14 protein-coding genes are annotated in these 18,828 nt (G+C 65.4%); 6 read left to right on the forward strand and 8 right to left on the reverse strand.

Annotation, left to right across the window (positions count from 1 at the left end):
• Nucleotides 1-7 precede the first annotated feature (7 nt).
• From AC3WLE_RS21095 to AC3WLE_RS21125, 7 genes are all read right to left on the reverse strand, one after another.
• Complete coding sequence (locus tag AC3WLE_RS21095) at nucleotides 8-2,278, reverse strand: TonB-dependent receptor (protein ID WP_492356298.1); 2,271 nt, start codon at nucleotides 2,276-2,278, stop codon at nucleotides 8-10.
• Between the two features lie 470 nt (nucleotides 2,279-2,748).
• Nucleotides 2,749-3,462, reverse strand: a complete 714-nt coding sequence (locus tag AC3WLE_RS21100) for an ABC transporter ATP-binding protein (protein WP_492320158.1) — start codon at nucleotides 3,460-3,462, stop codon at nucleotides 2,749-2,751.
• Nucleotides 3,462-4,235 carry an ABC transporter ATP-binding protein gene (locus AC3WLE_RS21105; RefSeq protein ID WP_013956531.1) on the reverse strand — a complete coding sequence of 258 codons (774 nt, stop codon included), beginning with the start codon at nucleotides 4,233-4,235 and terminating at the stop codon, nucleotides 3,462-3,464. Before AC3WLE_RS21105 ends, AC3WLE_RS21100 begins: the two co-directional genes overlap by 1 nt.
• On the reverse strand, nucleotides 4,232-5,545 hold the full coding sequence (locus AC3WLE_RS21110) for a branched-chain amino acid ABC transporter permease (RefSeq protein ID WP_492320157.1): 1,314 nt from the start codon (nucleotides 5,543-5,545) through the stop codon (nucleotides 4,232-4,234). The genes AC3WLE_RS21105 and AC3WLE_RS21110 overlap by 4 nt, the downstream gene beginning before the upstream one ends.
• Nucleotides 5,546-5,549: 4 nt before the next feature.
• The gene (locus tag AC3WLE_RS21115; protein ID WP_010810051.1) at nucleotides 5,550-6,497 is read right to left on the reverse strand and encodes a branched-chain amino acid ABC transporter permease; all 948 of its coding nucleotides are present in this window, start codon (nucleotides 6,495-6,497) and stop codon (nucleotides 5,550-5,552) included.
• Nucleotides 6,498-6,687: 190 nt separating this feature from the next.
• A complete protein-coding gene (locus AC3WLE_RS21120) occupies nucleotides 6,688-7,938 on the reverse strand; it encodes a branched-chain amino acid ABC transporter substrate-binding protein (protein WP_492320156.1) in 1,251 nt (416 codons plus the stop codon).
• 140 nt (nucleotides 7,939-8,078) lie between these two features.
• Nucleotides 8,079-9,704 (reverse strand): 3-(methylthio)propionyl-CoA ligase, encoded by a 1,626-nt coding sequence (locus tag AC3WLE_RS21125; RefSeq protein WP_492356299.1) that lies wholly within the window; start codon nucleotides 9,702-9,704, stop codon nucleotides 8,079-8,081.
• 458 nt (nucleotides 9,705-10,162) lie between these two features.
• Between AC3WLE_RS21125 and AC3WLE_RS21130 the strand changes: the two genes are divergently transcribed.
• The 6 genes from AC3WLE_RS21130 to AC3WLE_RS21155 all read left to right on the forward strand — a co-directional run bounded on the left by AC3WLE_RS21130 (nucleotide 10,163) and on the right by AC3WLE_RS21155 (nucleotide 14,391).
• Nucleotides 10,163-11,734, forward strand: a complete 1,572-nt coding sequence (locus AC3WLE_RS21130; protein ID WP_492352359.1) for a protein adenylyltransferase SelO — start codon at nucleotides 10,163-10,165, stop codon at nucleotides 11,732-11,734.
• 116 nt (nucleotides 11,735-11,850) lie between these two features.
• On the forward strand, nucleotides 11,851-12,315 hold the full coding sequence (gene msrB, locus AC3WLE_RS21135; RefSeq protein WP_035820225.1) for a peptide-methionine (R)-S-oxide reductase MsrB: 465 nt from the start codon (nucleotides 11,851-11,853) through the stop codon (nucleotides 12,313-12,315).
• Between the two features lie 38 nt (nucleotides 12,316-12,353).
• A complete protein-coding gene (locus AC3WLE_RS21140) occupies nucleotides 12,354-12,893 on the forward strand; it encodes a septation protein A (RefSeq protein WP_035820219.1) in 540 nt (179 codons plus the stop codon).
• Between the two features lie 41 nt (nucleotides 12,894-12,934).
• Complete coding sequence (locus tag AC3WLE_RS21145) at nucleotides 12,935-13,249, forward strand: BolA family protein (RefSeq protein ID WP_010810057.1); 315 nt, start codon at nucleotides 12,935-12,937, stop codon at nucleotides 13,247-13,249.
• A gap of 4 nt (nucleotides 13,250-13,253) precedes the next feature.
• Nucleotides 13,254-14,048 carry a peptidylprolyl isomerase gene (locus AC3WLE_RS21150; RefSeq protein ID WP_010810058.1) on the forward strand — a complete coding sequence of 265 codons (795 nt, stop codon included), beginning with the start codon at nucleotides 13,254-13,256 and terminating at the stop codon, nucleotides 14,046-14,048.
• Nucleotides 14,049-14,091: 43 nt separating this feature from the next.
• Nucleotides 14,092-14,391 carry a hypothetical protein gene (locus AC3WLE_RS21155; RefSeq protein ID WP_492320153.1) on the forward strand — a complete coding sequence of 100 codons (300 nt, stop codon included), beginning with the start codon at nucleotides 14,092-14,094 and terminating at the stop codon, nucleotides 14,389-14,391.
• A 296-nt stretch (nucleotides 14,392-14,687) separates the two neighbouring features.
• Here AC3WLE_RS21155 and purL read toward each other — a convergent pair whose 3' ends face one another.
• Nucleotides 14,688-18,734 (reverse strand): phosphoribosylformylglycinamidine synthase, encoded by a 4,047-nt coding sequence (gene purL, locus AC3WLE_RS21160; protein WP_492320152.1) that lies wholly within the window; start codon nucleotides 18,732-18,734, stop codon nucleotides 14,688-14,690.
• Between the last annotated feature and the right edge of the window lie 94 nt (nucleotides 18,735-18,828).

Here is an 18,828-nt window from a genome sequence, read left to right on the forward strand (position 1 = left end):
GTAGCAATCAGAACCTGAAGTTCGCCGTCAGCATGCCAAAGCGCCCTGCGCCCAGTGCGCCGTAGTGGTTGTGCGCCTTGGTGTAGTACGTCTTGTCGAACAGGTTCTGGATATTGAGCTGCAGCGACAGGTTCTTGTTCACCTTGTAGGCGCCCATCAGGTCAAAGCGCCAGTACGACGGCACATACAGCGAGTTGGCCGGGTTGGCATAGACCTTGTCGACATAATACGCACCCGCGCCCACCGTCAGCGCCGGCAGCACCTGGTAGGTGGTCCACAGGCTGAAGCTGTTCTTCGGCGTATTGGGGAACTGGTTGCCGTTGTTGGCCGCGTTGACTGCCTGCGGACCGTTGTCGATCAGCTCGCTGTTCAGGTAGGTATAGCCGCCGAACACGCCCCACTTGTCGGTCAGGTTGCCGGCAAAGCCCAGTTCGAAGCCCTTCACGCGCTGCTTGCCGGCATTGATCGTGGTGTTGGCGTCAACCGCGACCCGCGCGTTGTTCTTCTCGATCTGGAAGATCGCACCGGTCAGCGACAGGCGGCGGGCCAGCAGGTCCCACTTGGTGCCGATTTCCACCGAACGCGAGGTCTCCGGCTCCAGGTTGCGCTGCGCCGCGGTGATATTGTCGGCGCCGTCGCCGTTGGTCGAACCCGGCGGCGTCGACGAGGTGCCGTACGACACGTAGATGCTGGCGTTCTCCACCGGCTTGTACACCACGCCAGCCTGGTAGTTGAAGAAGTGCGACTTGTTGCGGACATCCAGCTGCGCCACGGCCGCGCCGGTGTTCGGGTTGGTGTACGCGTTGGCGAAAGCGTGCGTGTCGTAGTTGTCGTAGCGGATGCCGCCGTTGACCAGCCACTGCTTGGTGATCTCCACCGTGTCGAACAGGTAGACCGACTGCGTGTTGGTGGTCGTGGTGGTAGTGACCGGCATCTTGCTGATGCTGCCGCGCCACGGGTCGTTCGGGTTCGGGTTGGCCAGCGGCGCGCAGTCGAAGCTGGCCACCAGCGACGCGTTGCAGATGCCCGCTGCCGCCGCCCGGTTGGCCGAGACCACGTTGTACGGGGTGTTATCGGTATCGTCGCGGCTGAACTCAAAGCCGAACAGCACGGTGTGCTTGAGGCTGCCGGTGTCGAACTTGGCGCTCAGGTCGGTCTGGTTGGTCAGCGTCTCGGTCGCCGAATCGCGGCTCTTGGTGTTGCGCCAGACAAAGCCGCGCGGCACGTTGCCCTTGCTGTCGTCAGGGTTGGTGACGATGTAGTCGTTGGTCGCGCGGCCCCAGCGAGTGGTGTTGCTGAACACCAGGCCGTTGCGGAAGTCATGCTTGACCGTGGCCGTGGCGATATCGGACTGCGTCTTCTGGAAATCGCGATTGGTCAGGCCGTAGAAATTGTTGCGGTCGACACTGGCCGGCTGCGACGGGTTGGCCTTGCTCGACTGGCTGGCGGGGCGGGAATACGGAATGCTGTAGTCCGGCATGCCGTTGCCCTGCAGGTGGTAGTACGACAGCGTGACCTGCGTGGGTGAGTTCAGGCCAAAGGTCACGGACGGCGCGAAGCCCCAGGAGTTCTGGTCGACCTCGTCGCGGCCGGGCACGTTGGCGGTATACCCCAGCGCATTCAGGCGCACGGCAGTATTGTCGTTGAGCACGTAGTTGCCGTCTGCCGTGGCGCGGAAATACGAGTCCGTGCCCACGCCCACCGAGCCCTGCACGAAGTTCTCGCTGGTCGGCAGCTTCGACACGATGTTGATCATGCCGCCGGCCGAGCCCTTGCCGCCAAAGGCCGAGCTCGGGCCCTTGATGACTTCGATGCTTTCGATATTGAAGGTGTCGCGGGTCTGCGAAGCGGTGTCGCGCACGCCGTCGACATAGATGCTCGACATCGAGTCGAAGCCGCGGATGAACGGACGGTCGCCGATCGGGTTGCCGCCTTCGCCGGCGCCGAAGGTGATGCCCGGCGTGGTGCGCAGCGCGTCCTGCAGCGAGTTGGAACCGGTCTGCTGCACCACCTGTGCCGGCACCACCGTGACGGACTTGGGGGTATCCAGCAACGGCGCGGTGAACTTGGCCGACTGGGCCTCGTCCACCTTGTAACCATCATCCTTCGCTCCTGTCACCGTCACGCTTTGCAGCGTCACGGGCTTGGTGTCGGCACTGGCCGCGGCGGCAGGCTGGCTCTCCTGTGCCGCAGCGCCCTGCATGGCAAACACTGCCACGGCGCCGGCCAGCGCCCCGGCAAGCGGATTCAGCCGGAACGTGTCCTGTTGTTGTTTCACGATCTACCTTCCCTTTGTTGCTTTGTAGTTTTCTTGACTCGATCTGTGCGTGGTCATGAAGACAGGGCTCAGGCAGCGTGAAAGCTTTGATTCATGTCATCCATAACGGCGGGCGATTATAAGATGGCCGAAATCAAAACACAAACAAGAATCATTCCTATTCAATCACTAAAATATCGAATATACGGTCGGAAATGGCAGAAATGGCTGCATATGCCACTTTTTTCGTGACAATATAGTCATTTTTCGGTAATACGCGGCAGCTTGTTGACTAGTCTACTTAGCAGCAGCGGGCGCGCCTGGCGCCTGTAGGAGTGCCCGCGCGGCGGGGATTTCCCGTCACTGCCAGGGGCTGACAAACCATTGATTTTTCTGATGTTTCAGCCCGGCTGAAGCTGTGCCGCAGGGTGCGGCGGGGCCTTGGCGCCGGGTCGAGGCAGACCCGGCGCATATCCACGGCGAGCGCCGGATCAAACCTCCAGCCACTCCTTTCTCACCTGCGAGTTGGCCTTCAGCTCCGCGGGCGTGCCTTCGAACACGATATGCCCGTGCCCCATCACGTAGACGCGCTGGGAAATATCCAGCGCAATCGCCAGCTTCTGCTCGATCAGCAGCACGGAAATACCCCGCTCCTTCAGCGTCTTCAGGTAGTCCCCGACCAAGGCCACGATCATCGGCGCCAGGCCTTCGGTGGGTTCGTCGATCAGCACCAGGTCGGGGTCGCCCATCAGCGTGCGGCACAACGTCAGCATCTGCTGCTCGCCGCCGGAGAGCACGCCGGCCGAGGTGTTCTCGCGCTCCTTCAGCCGCGGGAACATGTTGAACATGTCCTCGACGGTCCATCGCGGCCTGGCCTGCCTCGGGTTGCGCTTCTCCCCCAGCAGCAGGTTCTGCCGCACCGTCAGCGTCGGAAAGATGTCCCGGTTCTCCGGCACATAGCCAATCCCGAGGTGCGCGATCTCGAAGGTGCGCCGCCCCAGGATCTCTTCGTCGCGAAACCGCACCGAGCCCTCGGCCTTGACCATGCCGAGGATGGCCTTGGCCATGGTCGAGCGCCCCACCCCGTTGCGGCCCAGCAGCGCGACGATCTCGCCTTCGCCGATATGCGCGTCCACGCCGTGGAGGATGTGGCTCTTGCCGTAGTAGGCGTGCAGGCCCTGGACGTTCAGCATGCGCTTGCCCATCAGTGCGCTCCTTCGGTGGCTTCCTCGTCGAGGGTTGTGCCCAGGTAGGCTTCCTTGACCTTGCGGTTGTTGCGGATGGCTTGCGGGGTATCCGTGGCAATCACTTCGCCGTAGACCAGCACAGAGATGCGGTCGGCCAGGCCGAACACCACGCTCATGTCGTGCTCCACCATCACCAGCGTCTTGCCGACGGTGACCTTGCGGATCAGCTCCACCGCGTGATCGGATTCGGAGCGGCTCATGCCCGCGGTGGGCTCGTCCAGCAAGATCACCTCGGCGCCGCCGGCGATGGTGATGCCGATCTCCAGCGCGCGCTGCTCGGCATAGGTCAGCAGGCCCGCCTGGCTGTCGCGGCGGTGCTGCATGCCAATCAGCTCCAGCACCTCCTCCGCGCGCTCGCGCGTGTCGCGCAGGCCCTTGAGCCGGTGCCAGAACGAATACTTGTAGCCGAGCGACCACAGCACCGCGCAGCGCAGGTTCTCGAACACCGACAGCCGATGGAAGATGTTGGTGATCTGGAAGCTGCGCGACAGCCCCATGCGGTTGATCACGAAGGGCTGCAGCCCGCCGATCTCCGCGCCGTTCAGGCGCACCGTGCCGCTGGTCGGCGCAAAGCGCCCCGAGATCAGGTTGAAGGTGGTCGACTTGCCCGCCCCGTTCGGCCCGATCAGCGCATGGCGCTCACCCTTCGGGATGCTCAGGTTCACGCCGCGGATGATCTCCGTCTGGCCGAACTTCTTGCGTACATCGGTCAGTTCCAGTGCCGCTGTCATGCCCTGCCTCCTGCGATTTCCATCTGTACCTTGTCCCACGCGCTGCGCACCCGCGCCGCCGCCAGGCGCCACGCGAACAGGCCAGCCGCCCACAGCGCGGCCGCCACCAGCCATGGCGCCCAGCTCGCGGCATCGAAGCCGACGCCGAACAGCGACATCGTGGTGCCGTTGGCGCTGTCGACCTGGACCTTGTAGACCAGCTCGACCGTCAGGATCATGGCCAGCAGCAGCACCACCCCGGCGCCGCCGGCACGCGCATAGGACGGCAGCATGCGGCCCAGCTTGCCCTTGCCCAGCAGCGGCACCTGCATCAGCAGCAGGCTGGCCAGCCCGCCCGGCACGAACATCACCATCAGCACGAAGAACAGGCCCAGGTACAGCAGCCAGGCCTTGGTCAGGTCCGACAGCGCCACCGCGAACAGCACGAACACCACCGCGCCGATGATGGGCCCGAAGAACACGCCCGCGCCGCCGATGAACACCGCCAGCAGCACGCCGCCGGAGCGCACCGCGCTGACGTTCTCGGCCGAGACGATCTCGAAGTTGATGGCGCCCAGCGCCCCGGCGATACCGGCGAAGAATGCCGACAGGATCAGCACCAGGTAGCGCACGCGCTGGGTGTTGTAGCCGATGAACTCGACCCGCTCGGGGTTGTCGCGCACGGCGTTGGCGATGCGGCCCAGCGGCGTCTGCGTCCAGGCGTACATCGCCACCATCGACAGCAGGCACCACGCCGCGATCAGGTAGTAGACCTGGCGCCCGGGCCCGAAGGTGATGCCCAGGAACGGGTCGCCGACCACGCGGTTGGTGGAGATGCCGCCCTCGCCGCCGAAGAACTCCGGGAACATCAGCGAGCTGGCGAACACCATCTCGCCGATGCCCATGGTAATCATGGCAAAGGTGGTGCCGGACTTCTTGGTGGTGACGTAGCCGAAGATCACGCCGAAGAAGGCGCCGGCCACGCCGCCCACCAGCGGCAGCATCGACACCGGCAGCCAGACCTTGCCCGCCCCGACCATGTTCAGCACATGCACGGCGATAAACGCGCCCAGGCCGGAGTAGACCGCGTGGCCGAACGACAGCATGCCGGTCTGCCCGAGCAGCATGTTGTACGACAGCGCAAAAATGATCATGATGCCCATCTGCGACATCAGCGTGATGGCGAAGCCCCCGGTGAAGATCAGCGGCAGCACCAGCATGACCAGCACGGTCAGGCTCCAGATGATCCAGCGCGCCAGGTTCAGCGGGCGGTAGCGCAGGGTGCGGCCGGTCACCACCGGCTCGCGGGGTTGTTGCATCGCTTGCTCCATGGCGTCAGCTCTCCCGGGTTCCCATCAGTCCACGCGGGCGGAAGATCAGCATCACCACCAGCAGCAGGTACGGCAGCACCGGCGCCACCTGGGCCACCGTGAGCTTCCACAAGGAATAGAACGGCGTGGCCTCGCTGACGGCCAGCCCCAGGCTGGTCATCAGGCCCGCCAGCGAGGCGTCGATGGTGACCGCGAAGGTCTGCAGCACGCCGATCAGGATCGACGCAATGAAGGCGCCCACCAGCGATCCCATGCCGCCCACCACCGCCACCACGAACACGATCGACCCGACCGCCGCGGCCATCGACGGCTCGGTGACGAAGGCATTGCCGCCGATCACTCCCGCCAGCCCGGCCAGCGCGGCGCCGCCGCCAAACACCATCATGAACACGCGCGGCACGTTGTGGCCCAGCGCCTCGACCATTTCCGGGTGCGTCAGCGCGGCCTGGATCACCAGCCCGATGCGGGTACGCGTCAGCACCAGGTAGATCGCCACCAGCATGCCCAGCGACACCAGCATCATGAAGGCGCGGTACTTGGGGAAGGACGAGGTGAACACCGTGAACAGCGGCCCGTCCAGCTCCGCGGGAATCCGGTACGGCACCGCCGCCAGGCCCCACACCAGCTTGACGCCCTCTTCCATCAGGTAGGCCAGGCCGAAGGTGAACAGCAGTTCGGCCACGTGGCCGTACTTGTGCACCGTGCGCAGGCCGAAGCGCTCCACCAGCGCGCCCGCGCCGGCCACCAGCAGCGGCGCGAAGATCAGCGCCGGCCAGAACCCGACCTTGCTGGCGATGGTGTAGGCAAAGTAGGCGCCCAGCATGTAGAAGCTGGCATGGGCAAAGTTGAGCACGCCCATCATGCTGAAGATCAGCGTAAGGCCCGATGACAGCATGAACAGCAGCAGCCCGTAGCTGATGCCGTTCAGCAGTGAGATGACGAAGAATTCCACAGCGTGTCCTTCAAGCTGGCGCCGCCATGCGTGGGCATGCCGGCGTCCGTCCGGTTGGATTGAGGGTGAGCGTCGCCCTCCGGGGGCGGATGCCCGCCCCGGACGCTCCCCGGTATCGACCGAAAAAGACTGAAAGTATGCAGGATCGGGCGGCCACTTTGTCAGCGTGGCCGGCCCGTCACGGACAGGATCAGCCCGGCCGCTTCATCTGGCAGGAGGTCGGCTGCGCCGACACGTACTGGTCCATCAGCGCGTTGGTCTTCCAGCCGTAGCCGGTGTTTTCCTGGTCGTACTTGATTTCCTTGCCGTCCACCTTGGTCCAGGTGGCGACCACCAGCGACTGCTGCGCCTGGTGGTCCGAGTTGCGCATCTCGACCGTGCCGTTCATGCTGTCGACCTTGATGCCCTCGAGCGCCTTGGCAACCTTGGTCGGATCGGTCGAGCCGGTGTCCTTGAAGGCCTTGGCCAGCATGGCAATGCCGGTGTAGGAGGCCATCACGTAGAAGTCGTCGTTGTACTTCTTCTTGAAGCCCTCGATGACATCAGCCCCCTTGAACCCCTTGTTGTTGGGGTTGTAGTAGCCGACATACTTGACGTGCTCGGCGCCGGTGGCGCCCATCGCCGTGGGCACGCCGGTGGTGCCGGCGTAGTAGGTGTAGTAGTTGGCGGTCAGGCCGGCATCCTTGCCCGCCTTGATCAGCAGCGCCAGGTCGCTGCCCCAGTTGCCGGTGATCACGGTATCGGCGCCAGAGGCCTTGATCTTGGCCGCGTACGGGGCAAAGTCCTTGACCTGCGCCAGCGGGTGCAGGTCTTCACCGACGATCTGGATGTCCGGGCGCTTGCGCTTGAGGTAGTCCTTGGCGGCGCGCGCCACCTGGTGGCCGAACGAGTAGTTCTGGTTGATCAGGTAGACCTTCTTGACGTTCGGATCCTTGGCCAGGAAGGTGGTCAGCGCCTCCATCTTCATGTCCGAGTTGGCGTCGAGACGGAAATGCCAGTAGTTGCATTTGGCATTGGTCATGTCCGGGTCCACCGCGGCGTAGTTCAGGTAGACGATTTCCTTGCCCGGGTTGCGCTCGTTGTGCTTGGCCACCGCGTCCTGCAGCGCCAGCCCGACCGACGAGCCGTTGCCCTGCACGATATAGCGGATGCCCTGGTCGACCGCCTGCTTGAGGATGGTCAGGCTTTCCTGCGGCGACAGCTTGTTGTCGAAACCCACCACCTCGAACTTGTGCGCGCCGGCCCAGTTCTTCTGGTTGGCGATGTCGGCGACATACTGCCAGCTCTTGAGCTGGTTCTGCCCAACGGGAGCCATCAGCCCCGAGAGCGGGTCAATGAAGGCGATCTTCACCGTATCCGCGAGTGCGGTACCTGAAACCAGCGCAGAACCCAGTGCGGCAAACACGGCCACACCGGCCACCAGCGGACGCATTTTGGTCATACCTGTCTCCTTCACTCTTGTCGTTGGCTTGTCGTCGAATTTGGCTGGCTGCGCGGCGTCCTCCATGCCACGCCGTGCAGCCGGCCCCGAACACGCCATGCCGCAAGCAGGCATGGCGCACCGGAAAGCGCGTGCCGGCGTCAGGCGGTCGGCAGCTTGTAGTCCTTGAACTGCTCGCGCAGCTTGAGCTTCTGCATCTTGCCGGTGGCGGTCAGCGGGATCTCGGTGACAAAGGCCACGTCGTCCGGGATCCACCACTTGGCGACCTTGCCTTCGAAGAACTGCAGCAGTTCTTCGCGGGTGACTTCGGCGCCGGGCTTCTTCACCACCACCAGCAGCGGGCGTTCATCCCACTTGGGGTGGTAGGCCGAGATGCAGGCCGCCATATGCACCGCGGGGTGCGCGGCGGCGACGTTCTCGATATCGATCGACGAGATCCATTCGCCGCCGGACTTGATCACGTCCTTGCTGCGGTCGGTGATCTGCATGAAGCCGTCGGCGTCGATGGTGGCGACGTCGCCGGTCGGGAACCAGCCGTCGGCCAGCGGGTTGTCATCGTTGCGGAAGTAGCGGTCGATGATCCACGGCCCGCGCACCATCAGGTCGCCGAAGGCCTTGCCGTCCCACGGCAGCTCGTTGCCGTCGCCATCGACGATCTTCATGTCGACGCCGAAGATCACGCGGCCCTGCTTTTCCTGGATCTTGTGGCGCTCGGCGTCGGACAGGTCCTGGTGCCTGGCCAGCAGCTTGCACGACGTGCCCAGGGGCGACATCTCGGTCATGCCCCAGGCGTGGATCACCTCCACATCCAGCGCCTCGAGTGCGCGGATCATCGCCGGCGGCGCGGCCGAGCCGCCGATCACGGTGCGGCGGAAGCTGGAGAACTTGAGCTGGTTCGACTGCACGTGCTGGAGCAGGCCGAGCCACACCGTCGGCACGCCGGCGGAGAAGGTCACCTTCTCCTGCTCGAACAGTTCATAGATCGAGGCCCCGTCCAGCTTGGCACCGGGCAGCACCAGCTTGGCGCCGACCAGCGGCACCGAGTACGGCAGGCCCCAGGCATTGACGTGGAACATCGGCACCACGGGCAGGATCACGTCGCTGGCGGAGCAGCCCAGCGCGTCGGGCAGTGCCGACGCGTACGAGTGCAGCACCGTCGAGCGGTGCGAGTACAGCGCGCCCTTGGGGTTGCCGGTGGTGCCCGAGGTGTAGCACAGGCTCGACGCCAGGTTCTCGTCGAACTGCGGCCATTCGTAGTTGCCGTCCTGCGTGTCGACCAGTTCCTCGTAGCACAGCAGCGGCACCTTCGATTCGGCCGGCATATGCGCGCGGTCGGTCATCGCCACCCAGCCCTTGACGTTGGGGCAATGCGGCGCCACGCCTTCCACCAGCGGCAGGAAGGTCAGGTCGAAGAAGATATAGCCGTCTTCCGCGTGGTTGACGATATAGGCGATCTGCTCGGGGAACAGGCGCGGGTTGATGGTATGGCAGACGGCGCCCATGCCGGACACGCCGTAGTAGATCTCGAGGTGGCGGTAGCCGTTCCAGGCCAGCGTGCCGACGCGCTCGCCCCGCTTCACGCCCAGTGCGCCGAGCGCCTGCGCCAGCTTGCGGGCGCGCAGTTCGCAATCGCGGTACGTGTAGCGATGCAGGTCGCCCTCCGTGCGCCGCGAGACGATCTCGGTGCTGCCGTAATAACGCGCGGCGTGTTTGATGATGGAGGAAATGAGCAGCGGCGCGCTCATCATTTGACCCATCAATGCCATGAACCTGCCTCCTGAAAGTCTTGTCTAGTTCGCCTGAAAACGAACAACCGTACTATTTTTTGGCGGTCGTTTCCATGCACCAAATCGGCGTCCGGCCGATCTCGTTGTGCACTGCTGTACTGTCGTTGTGTATTGCCGTCGGGGTTGCCGCCGGTATTGCCATCGAATTCGGGGCCGCAATTCTGCGAAAAGCCCATGCACCGGATTCATGTGCGCACTGAAGGAGGAAAATAACCGTGCGGTGCATGGCGGCATTAACTCGGTCGAGCGGTCGAGTGCCGTTGAGGACGTACAATACTGCGTGGCATGTTGCACCTCAACATGTCGTTTTCCCTAGCCACCACCGCATTTTCGTGCCCCCGGCATGCCGCGCTGCACCGCTTTTTACGCGGTTCGCCGCACATCGACGAGCGCACGGAATTCGCACCGCCCCTTGCGCCCCGAGGCGCCCCTACGCGATGCCAGACACGCCCCAGTCACAAGCTCCGCAGCCCTCCGACGCAGCCACGCCGGCAACGCTGTCCGCGCCCTGGCGCACCGCGCCCGGCTTCGCCGAACTCGGCGCGCAGTTCTTCACGCGGCTGCGCCCGACGCCGCTGCCAGCACCCTACCTGGTGGGGGTGGCGCCGGCCGCTGCGGCCCTGCTCGGCTGGGATGCCGGCATCGGCAGCCAGCAGGACTTCATCGAGACCTTTATCGGCAACCAGGTGCCGGACTGGGCCGACCCGCTCGCCACGGTCTATTCCGGGCACCAGTTCGGGGTCTGGGCTGGCCAGCTCGGCGACGGCCGCGCCATCCGCCTGGCGCAGGCCGAGACCGCCACCGGCCCGTGGGAAATCCAGCTCAAGGGCGCGGGCCTGACGCCCTACTCGCGCATGGCCGATGGCCGGGCGGTGCTGCGCTCATCGATCCGCGAGTACCTCTGCTCCGAAGCCATGGCCGCACTGGGCGTGCCGACCACGCGTGCGCTGTCTATCATGGGCTCGGACGCGCCGGTGCGGCGCGAGACCATCGAAACCTCCGCGGTGGTGACCAGGCTGTCGCCGACCTTTATCCGCTTCGGGCACTTCGAGCATTTCGCCGCGCACGACGACGTCGCCGCGCTGCGCAAGCTGGCGGATTTCGTCATCGACAACTTCATGCCCGCCTGCCGCGACGACACCCAGCCCTACCAGGCGCTGCTGCGCGAGGTCTCGCTGCGCACCGCCGACCTGATCGCGCACTGGCAGGCAGTGGGCTTCTGCCACGGGGTGATGAACACCGACAATATGTCGATCCTGGGCCTGACCATCGACTACGGTCCATTTGGCTTCCTGGACGCGTTCGACGCCAACCATATCTGCAACCACTCCGACACGCAGGGCCGCTACGCCTACAGCCAGCAGCCGCAGGTGGCATTCTGGAACCTGCACTGCCTGGCGCAGGCGCTGCTGCCGCTGTGGCTGCCGCCAGAGGATGCCGACCAGGAAGGCGCGCGCGACGCCGCCGTGGAAGCCGCGCGCGCGGCGCTGGACCCGTTCCGCGACCGCTATGCCGCGGCATTCTTCCGCCACTACCGTGCCAAGCTGGGCCTGCGCCCGCCCGCCGGCGGCGATGACAAGAGCGATGAGCCGCTGCTGACCAGCCTGTTCCAGCTGCTGCACGGCCAGCGCGTGGACTACACGCTGTTCTGGCGCAAGCTGTGCGGCATTTCGTCCGCCGATGCCTCGCGCGACGCGCCGGTGCGCGACCTGTTCCTGGACCGCGCCGCCTTCGACGCATGGGTGGCCGACTATCGCGCGCGCCTGCGCGCCGAGCAGTCGCACGACGCCGCGCGCGAACTGGAAATGCTGGCAGTCAACCCCAAGTACGTGCTGCGCAACCACCTGGCCGAAACCGCGATCCGGCGCGCACGCGAGAAGGACTTCACCGAAGTGGACCGCCTGCTGGCAGTGCTGTCGCGCCCCTTCGACGAGCAGCCGGAAGCAGAGCACTACGCGGCGCTGCCGCCGGACTGGGCCTCCGGCCTGGAGGTCAGTTGCTCGTCGTGACGCCATGTCATCCGCGCCCTGCACGCCGGCCCCAGCCGGTGTAAGGTTCGCGCAGTTTGCACGACCAATGCCTTAACTGAGGAACCCAGCCGAGGAAGCCCTGCGAGGACAAGACCATGACCACCACCAAGACCGACGCCGAGTGGCGTGAACAACTCTCAGACATCGAATACCGCGTGACCCGCGAGGCCGCCACCGAGCGCCCGTTCACCGGCCGCTACTGGGACCACTGGGACAACGGCATCTACCACTGCGTGGGCTGCGGCACGCCGCTGTTCGAATCCGCCACCAAGTTCGATGCCGGCTGCGGCTGGCCCAGCTATTTCCGCGCCATCAACGGTGAGGTGATTGCCGAGCACGTCGACCACAGCCACGGCATGACGCGGGTGGAGGTTCGCTGCAAGGAATGCGGCAGCCATCTCGGCCATGTCTTCGAGGATGGCCCCGCGCCGACCGGCCTGCGCTATTGCATCAACTCGGCTGCGCTAAAATTCGATGATCGCGACCCGGCACAGCGTGCGGCGGATGAGGCCCACGCTGCCGGCAGCGACGACAAACCCCGGCGCGACCCGCAGCGCTGAATGCTCCGGCAAGCACGCCGGACACAACCTGGTACCGCATGAAATTCCTGTTCGACCTGTTCCCGGTCATCCTGTTTTTTGCCGCCTTCAAGCTGGCCGACATCTACACCGCCACCGCCGTGGCCATTGGCGCCACCGTGCTGCAGATCGGCTGGGTCTGGTTCCGCCACCGCAAGGTCGAGCCGATGCAGTGGGTCAGCCTGCTGATCATCGCGGTGTTCGGCGGTGCCACGCTGGTGCTGCACAACGAGACCTTCATCAAGTGGAAGCCGACCGTGCTCTACTGGATGTTCGCGGTGGCGCTGCTGGGCTCGGTGATCGGCTGGCGCAAGAACCTGATCCGCGCCATGATGGAGAAACAGGTGACCCTGCCCGACCCGGTGTGGGCGCGCCTGAACGCCGCCTGGGCCGGCTTCTTTGCCGCCATGGGCGTGCTGAACCTGTACGTGGCCTACCAGTTCTCGACCGAGGCCTGGGTCAACTTCAAGCTGTTCGGCAGCATGGGGCTGATGCTGGTGTTCATCGTCGCCCAGAGCGTCTGGCTGTCGCGCCACATGCCCGAGAACAGCCAGGACTGACGGCCCCGCCCCCGCACCCCACGAACCGAAGGAAACCATTGATGGCAGCCGATCCCGCCACTATCGAGGCGATGCTGCGCGAAGCGCTCGCTCCCAGCCACCTGGCCGTGCGCGACGACAGCGCGCTGCACGCCGGACATGCCGGCGCCGCATCCGGCGGCGGACATTACGACGTGACAATCGTCAGCGAGCGCTTTACGGGTCACAGCCGGGTTGCGCGACACCGCATGGTGTATGATGCGCTGCGCGGTCTGTTCCCCGCGCAGATCCACGCACTTGCCGTGACTGCGTTCACCGACCAAGAGTACCAATCCCGCGCATCATCACGCGATTCTTCCAGCAACTCTCAGACCTGATTCCATGAAGACCACCGTCCTCTCGTTCAGCCTGGCGGCTGTGCTTGCTGCCGGCAGCCTGCCGGCCATCGCCCAGAATGCCGCCGTCGTGAATGGCAAGGCCATTTCGTCGGCAAAGCTGGACAAGTTGATCGCCGGCACCGGCCAGCCCGACAACCCGGAGCTGCGCTCGCGCGCGCGCAACATGCTGATCGACCGCGAACTGCTCGTGCAGGAAGCCAACAAGCGCGGCCTGACCCAGCGCGACGACGTGCAGGAACAACTGGAACAGGCCCGCCTGAACGTGCTGGCCGGCGCCGTGTTCGAAGACTACGTGAAGACCCACGGCGCCAGCGACGCCGAGTTGCGCAAGCAGTACGACAAGATCAAGTCGCAGTTCGGCAACGGCAAGGAATACCACGCCCGCCACATCCTGGTGGAAAAGGAAGCCGACGCCAAGGCGATCATCGCCAAGATCAAGGGCGGCGCCAAGTTCGAGGACATGGCCAAGGCCTCGTCCAAGGACCCGGGCTCGGCAGCCAACGGCGGCGACCTGGACTGGGCCAACAGCAGCAGCTACGTGCCTGAGTTCTCGGCTGCCATGACCGGCCTGAAAAAGGGCCAGCTGACCGATACCCCGGTCAAGACCCAGTTCGGCTGGCATATCATCGAACTGGTCGACGTGCGCGACGCCAAGATCCCGTCGTTCGAAGAGGTCAAGCCGCAGCTCACGCAGATGCTGATGGGGGACCAGAACTGGCAGCGCGAGCAGTTCCAGGCCATGATGAAGTCACTCAAGGACAAGGCCAAGATCCAGTAAGGCACGGTCCGGTCGCCCCCCGCCGGTCCTGCAAGATTCAAGGATGCAGCGCGTGGAGTCGACTGGCCGCTACTGGCAACTCTGGCATCTCTCATCCCGGGGCATGTGCTATTGCGCACTGGCCTGGGCGACCCTGGATGGCGCCGCCCCCGGCTGGCGCCAGCTCCACCCCTATCTCCCGTTGCGTGACCGTTACGCGCCCGAGAAGATCCTGCACGCCGTGGTGGCGTACAAGGAGGCTCGCGGCGAGATCAGGCCGCCCCCTGGTTTTGAAGCCGGGCGGATGCTGACTTATGCGTATGCGTCGTGGAGTTCACGCCTGCTCCCTCCGCTTGCCGGCTGAACCAGCCTTCACTGGCGCAGGTCGTAGCGCCACCCGGTTTCGTCGAGCTGCCTGATACTGTCACCAGTCCGACCAGCGCGTCCAGCATCTTGCTGCCCGTTTCCGCGCTGGCCCAGGTCGGGTATGGCCGTCGCCATTTGGGCTTTGGCCGCTTGCATCGCCGAAAAACTAAAAAGCCACCGGCGCTGCCGGTGGCTCTGGGTGCGTTCCTGACAAAGGATGACCAACTGGGTACTCCCTCTCCCGCACGCGGGAGAGGGAGAAAACAGCGGGCGACGCAAACCTGCAGCTGATGCTTACCCCACCCACTTCCGCGCATTCCGGAACATCCGCATCCACGGGCTGCCACCATCGGCAACCTGTTTCCACGCGTCCGGCGCCCAGCTCATCGTCGCGGCGCGGAATACACGCTCCGGGTGCGGCATCAGCACGGTGAAACGGCCATCGACGGTGGTCACCGAGGTGATGCCATCGGGCGAGCCATTCGGGTTGAGCGGATAGGCCTGCGTGACCGCGCCGTAGTTGTCGACAAAGCGCAGCGCCACGTGGGCCTGGTCGATATTGCCCTGCTGCGAGAAGTCGGCAAACCCTTCGCCGTGGGCGACAACGATCGGGATGCGGCTGCCTTCCATGCCGGCGAAGAAGATCGACGGCGAGGACTGCACTTCCACGGTCACGTAGCGCGCTTCATACTGCTCCGACTGGTTGCGCGTGAACTGGGGCCATGCACCTGCGCCCGGGATGATCGGGGCCAGGTTGCTCATCATCTGGCAGCCATTGCACACGCCCAGCGCGAAAGTGTCCTGGCGGTTGAAGAAGGCCGCGAACTGCTCGGCCATCTGCCCGTTGAACAGGATGGTCTTGGCCCAGCCCTCGCCCGCGCCCAGCACGTCGCCGTAGCTGAAGCCGCCGCATGCGACAAAGCCGGAGAAGTCGGCCAGATTGGCGCGGCCGGCGATCAGGTCGCTCATGTGCACGTCGTGCGCATCGAAGCCGGCGCGGTCCATGCTGTACGCCATTTCGATCTGCGAATTGACGCCCTGCTCGCGCAGGATCGCCACGCGCGGACGCGCGCCAGTGGCGACAAACGGCGCGGCGATGTCCTCCGCCGGATCGAACGTCAGCACCGGGCTGATGCCAGGGTCGGCAGCATCCAGCAGGCGATCGTACTCGCTGTCCGCGCAGGCCGGGTTGTCGCGCAGTCGCGCGATGCGCCAGCTGACTTCGCTCCAGTTGCGCTGCAGGTCCGTACGCGAGGCGCCGAACACTTTCTTGGCATCCCGGTAGATCTCGACCTGGTCGGTGGTGTTGGGCTTGCCGACCACGTGGCTGCACGCCGACAGGCCCGCCTCGCGCAGCACCGCGAACACCGCGTCGCGGTCCTGCATGCGCACTTGCACCACGGCACCCAGCTCTTCCGAGAACAGCGCGCGCAGGGTCTGGTCGTTGCGGCGCTCGGCGATCTGCTGGGCCCAGTTCTTGGCGTCGCCGTAGTCCTGTTCCTGCTGCGGATCCAGCGCCAGCATGTCGACGTTGAGCGAAACACCGCAATGGCCGGCAAAGGCCATTTCGGCCAGCGTGGCCATAAAGCCGCCGTCGGAACGATCGTGGTAGGCCAGCAGCTTGCCTTCGCGGTTCAGGCGCTGGATCACGTTGAAGAAGTTCTTCAGGTCCTCGGCATTGTCCACGTCCGGGGCACTGTCACCGACCTGCTGCATGACCTGCGCCAGGATGCTGCCGGCCATGCGATTCTTGCCGCGGCTCAGGTCGACGGCGATCAGCACGGTGTCGCCGGCGTCGGTGCGCAGTTGCGGCGTCAGCGTGCGGTTGACGTCGTCCACCGCGGCGAAGGCCGAGATGATCAGGGACACGGGCGCCACCACTTCCTTGTTGACGCCTTCATCCTGCCACTTGGTGCGCATCGACAGCGAATCCTTGCCGACGGGGATGCTGATGCCCAGTGCCGGGCACAGTTCCATGCCGACCGCATGCACGGTGTCATAGAGCTTTGCGTCCTCGCCTTCCACGCCGCAGGCCGCCATCCAGTTGGCCGACAGCTTGACCTTGCCCAGGTCCTTGACCGGCGCGGCGGCCAGGTTGGTCAGCGCCTCGCCGATCGCCATGCGGCCCGAAGCCGGCGCGTCGATCACGGCCAGCGGGGTGCGCTCGCCCATGGTCATCGCTTCACCGGCATTGCCCTTGTAGTCGAGCGTGGTCACGGCCACGTCGGCCACCGGCACCTGCCACGGCCCGACCATCTGGTCGCGCGCGTTCATGCCGCCCACGGTACGGTCGCCGATGCTGATCAGGAACGACTTGTTGGCCACGGTCGGATGGCGCAGCACGTCGCGCACGGCCTGCTCCAGGCTGATGCCGGTCACGTCGACGGCCGGCAGCGCCTGCTCGACGCGCTTGACGTCGCGGTGCATGCGCGGCGGCTTGCCAAGCAGCACGTCCATCGGCATATTGACCGCGAAGTGTTCCTTGAGCGCGGCGTCGACTTCGGCGTCGACCAACTGCAGTTGTTTTTCTTCCGTGGCGATGCCGACCACGGCGAACGGCGAACGCTCGCGCTCGCACATGGCCTGGAACTGCGGGAAGCTGTCCGGCGCGATCGCCAGCACATAGCGCTCCTGCGACTCGTTGCACCAGATTTCCGCCGGCGACAGGCCGGACTCTTCCAGGTGCACCTGGCGCAGGTCGAAGCGCGCGCCGCGGTCGGCGCCGTCCACCAGCTCAGGGAAGGCGTTGGAGATGCCGCCCGCGCCGACGTCGTGGATCGACAGGATCGGGTTGGCATCGCCGAGCTGCCAGCAGGCGTTGATCACTTCCTGCGCGCGGCGCTCCATTTCGGGGTTGCCGCGCTGGACCGAATCGAAGTCCAGGTCGGCGGTATTGGTGCCGGTCGCCATCGAGCTGGCGGCGCCGCCACCCATGCCGATGCGCATGCCCGGGCCGCCCAGCTGGATCAGCAGCGTGCCGGCCGGCAGCGGGTTCTTGTGCGTGTGCGAGGCGTCGATATTGCCGATGCCGCCCGCGATCATGATCGGCTTGTGGTAGCCGCGCACGGTGCCGCCCACGTTCTGCTCGTAGACGCGGAAGTAGCCGCCCAGGTTGGCGCGGCCGAATTCGTTGTTGAACGCGGCGCCACCCAGCGGGCCGTCGATCATGATCTGCAGCGGCGAGGCGATGCGGTCGGGCTTGCCGGTCACGCCGGGCTTGTCGTCGGGGTTGCGGTGCGCCACCGGCTGGGCGGCGTCGCGGTCGTTTTCCCACGATTCGACGGCGTCGGGCAGCATCAGGTTGGACACCGTGAAGCCGGTCAGGCCGGCCTTGGGCTTGGCGCCGCGCCCGGTCGCGCCTTCGTCGCGGATTTCACCGCCGGCGCCGGTGGAAGCGCCCGGGAACGGCGAGATCGCGGTCGGGTGGTTGTGCGTCTCCACCTTCATCAGCGTGTGCGTCAGCGCCTCGTGGCGGTCGTACTTGTGGTCGTTGCCGCGCGGGAACCAGCGCTCGGCCACATCGCCTTCCATCACCGCCGAGTTGTCCGAGTAGGCCACGATCGAGCCTTGCGGATTGAGCTGGTGCGTATTGCGGATCATCGCGAACAGCGACTTGTCCTGCTGCACGCCGTCGATGGTCCAGGTGGCGTTGAAGATCTTGTGGCGGCAGTGCTCGCTATTGGCCTGCGCGAACATCATCAGCTCGACGTCGGTCGGGTTGCGCCCCAGCTTGCCGTAGGCATCGACCAGGTAGTCGATCTCGTCCTCGGACAGCGCCAGGCCCATCTCGACGTTGGCCGCGGCCAGCGCGCTGCGGCCGGCGGCGATGTCGATAAAGCGCAGCGGCTTGGCCGGCAGTTCCTGGAACAGGCCGGCCGCCTCGTCACGCGTGGCGACCACGGTCTCGGTCATGCGGTCGAACAGGTGCGCGGCCACGGCGGCGCGGGTGTCCGCGTCCAGCGACTTGCGCCCGCGCAGCAGGCCCTTCTTGCAGATCACGGTGATCTCGATGCCACGCTCGATGCGGTGGATATGCGTGAGGCCGCAGTTATGGGCGATGTCGGTGGCCTTGCTGGCCCACGGCGAGATCGTGCCGAAGCGCGGGATCACCACGAAGCGGTCGCCGTCGGGCTGATCGGCGAACGGTGCGCCGTAGGTCAGCAGCGCCGCCACGCGGGACTGCTCTTCGGCCGACAGCGGCGTCTGTGCGTCGACAAAGTGCAGGAACTGGCCATGCACCGATTCAATATCGGCGTCGATCTGCCGCAGGGCGGTGAGCAGGCGTTGCTGACGGAAGGCGGAAAGCGCCAAAGCGCCGGGGAAGCACGAGAAATGCGCCATGATCGTAGCGGTCGGGAGGCGGTGAGGTAGGGGCTGCTGCTTAGCCGGCACCGCTGCATGGGGTGCCGACTGGCGGGAAACCGCTATTGTACCT

It is taken from the genome of Cupriavidus sp. FW306-1B-F12B, assembly GCF_058781795.1.

Excerpts from the sequence above, each read along its gene's own strand:
- AC3WLE_RS21100 (WP_492320158.1), bottom strand. The coding sequence starts at position 3,462 with ATGGGCAAGCGCATGCTGAACGTCCAGGGCCTGCACGCCTACTACGGC.
- AC3WLE_RS21105 (WP_013956531.1), bottom strand. The coding sequence starts at position 4,235 with ATGACAGCGGCACTGGAACTGACCGATGTACGCAAGAAGTTCGGCCAG.
- AC3WLE_RS21110 (WP_492320157.1), bottom strand. The coding sequence starts at position 5,545 with ATGGAGCAAGCGATGCAACAACCCCGCGAGCCGGTGGTGACCGGCCGC.
- AC3WLE_RS21120 (WP_492320156.1), bottom strand. The coding sequence starts at position 7,938 with ATGACCAAAATGCGTCCGCTGGTGGCCGGTGTGGCCGTGTTTGCCGCA.
- AC3WLE_RS21125 (WP_492356299.1), bottom strand. The coding sequence starts at position 9,704 with ATGGCATTGATGGGTCAAATGATGAGCGCGCCGCTGCTCATTTCCTCC.
- AC3WLE_RS21130 (WP_492352359.1), top strand. The coding sequence starts at position 10,163 with ATGCCAGACACGCCCCAGTCACAAGCTCCGCAGCCCTCCGACGCAGCC.
- msrB (WP_035820225.1), top strand. The coding sequence starts at position 11,851 with ATGACCACCACCAAGACCGACGCCGAGTGGCGTGAACAACTCTCAGAC.
- AC3WLE_RS21140 (WP_035820219.1), top strand. The coding sequence starts at position 12,354 with ATGAAATTCCTGTTCGACCTGTTCCCGGTCATCCTGTTTTTTGCCGCC.
- AC3WLE_RS21145 (WP_010810057.1), top strand. The coding sequence starts at position 12,935 with ATGGCAGCCGATCCCGCCACTATCGAGGCGATGCTGCGCGAAGCGCTC.
- AC3WLE_RS21150 (WP_010810058.1), top strand. The coding sequence starts at position 13,254 with ATGAAGACCACCGTCCTCTCGTTCAGCCTGGCGGCTGTGCTTGCTGCC.
- AC3WLE_RS21155 (WP_492320153.1), top strand. The coding sequence starts at position 14,092 with ATGCAGCGCGTGGAGTCGACTGGCCGCTACTGGCAACTCTGGCATCTC.
- purL (WP_492320152.1), bottom strand. The coding sequence starts at position 18,734 with ATGGCGCATTTCTCGTGCTTCCCCGGCGCTTTGGCGCTTTCCGCCTTC.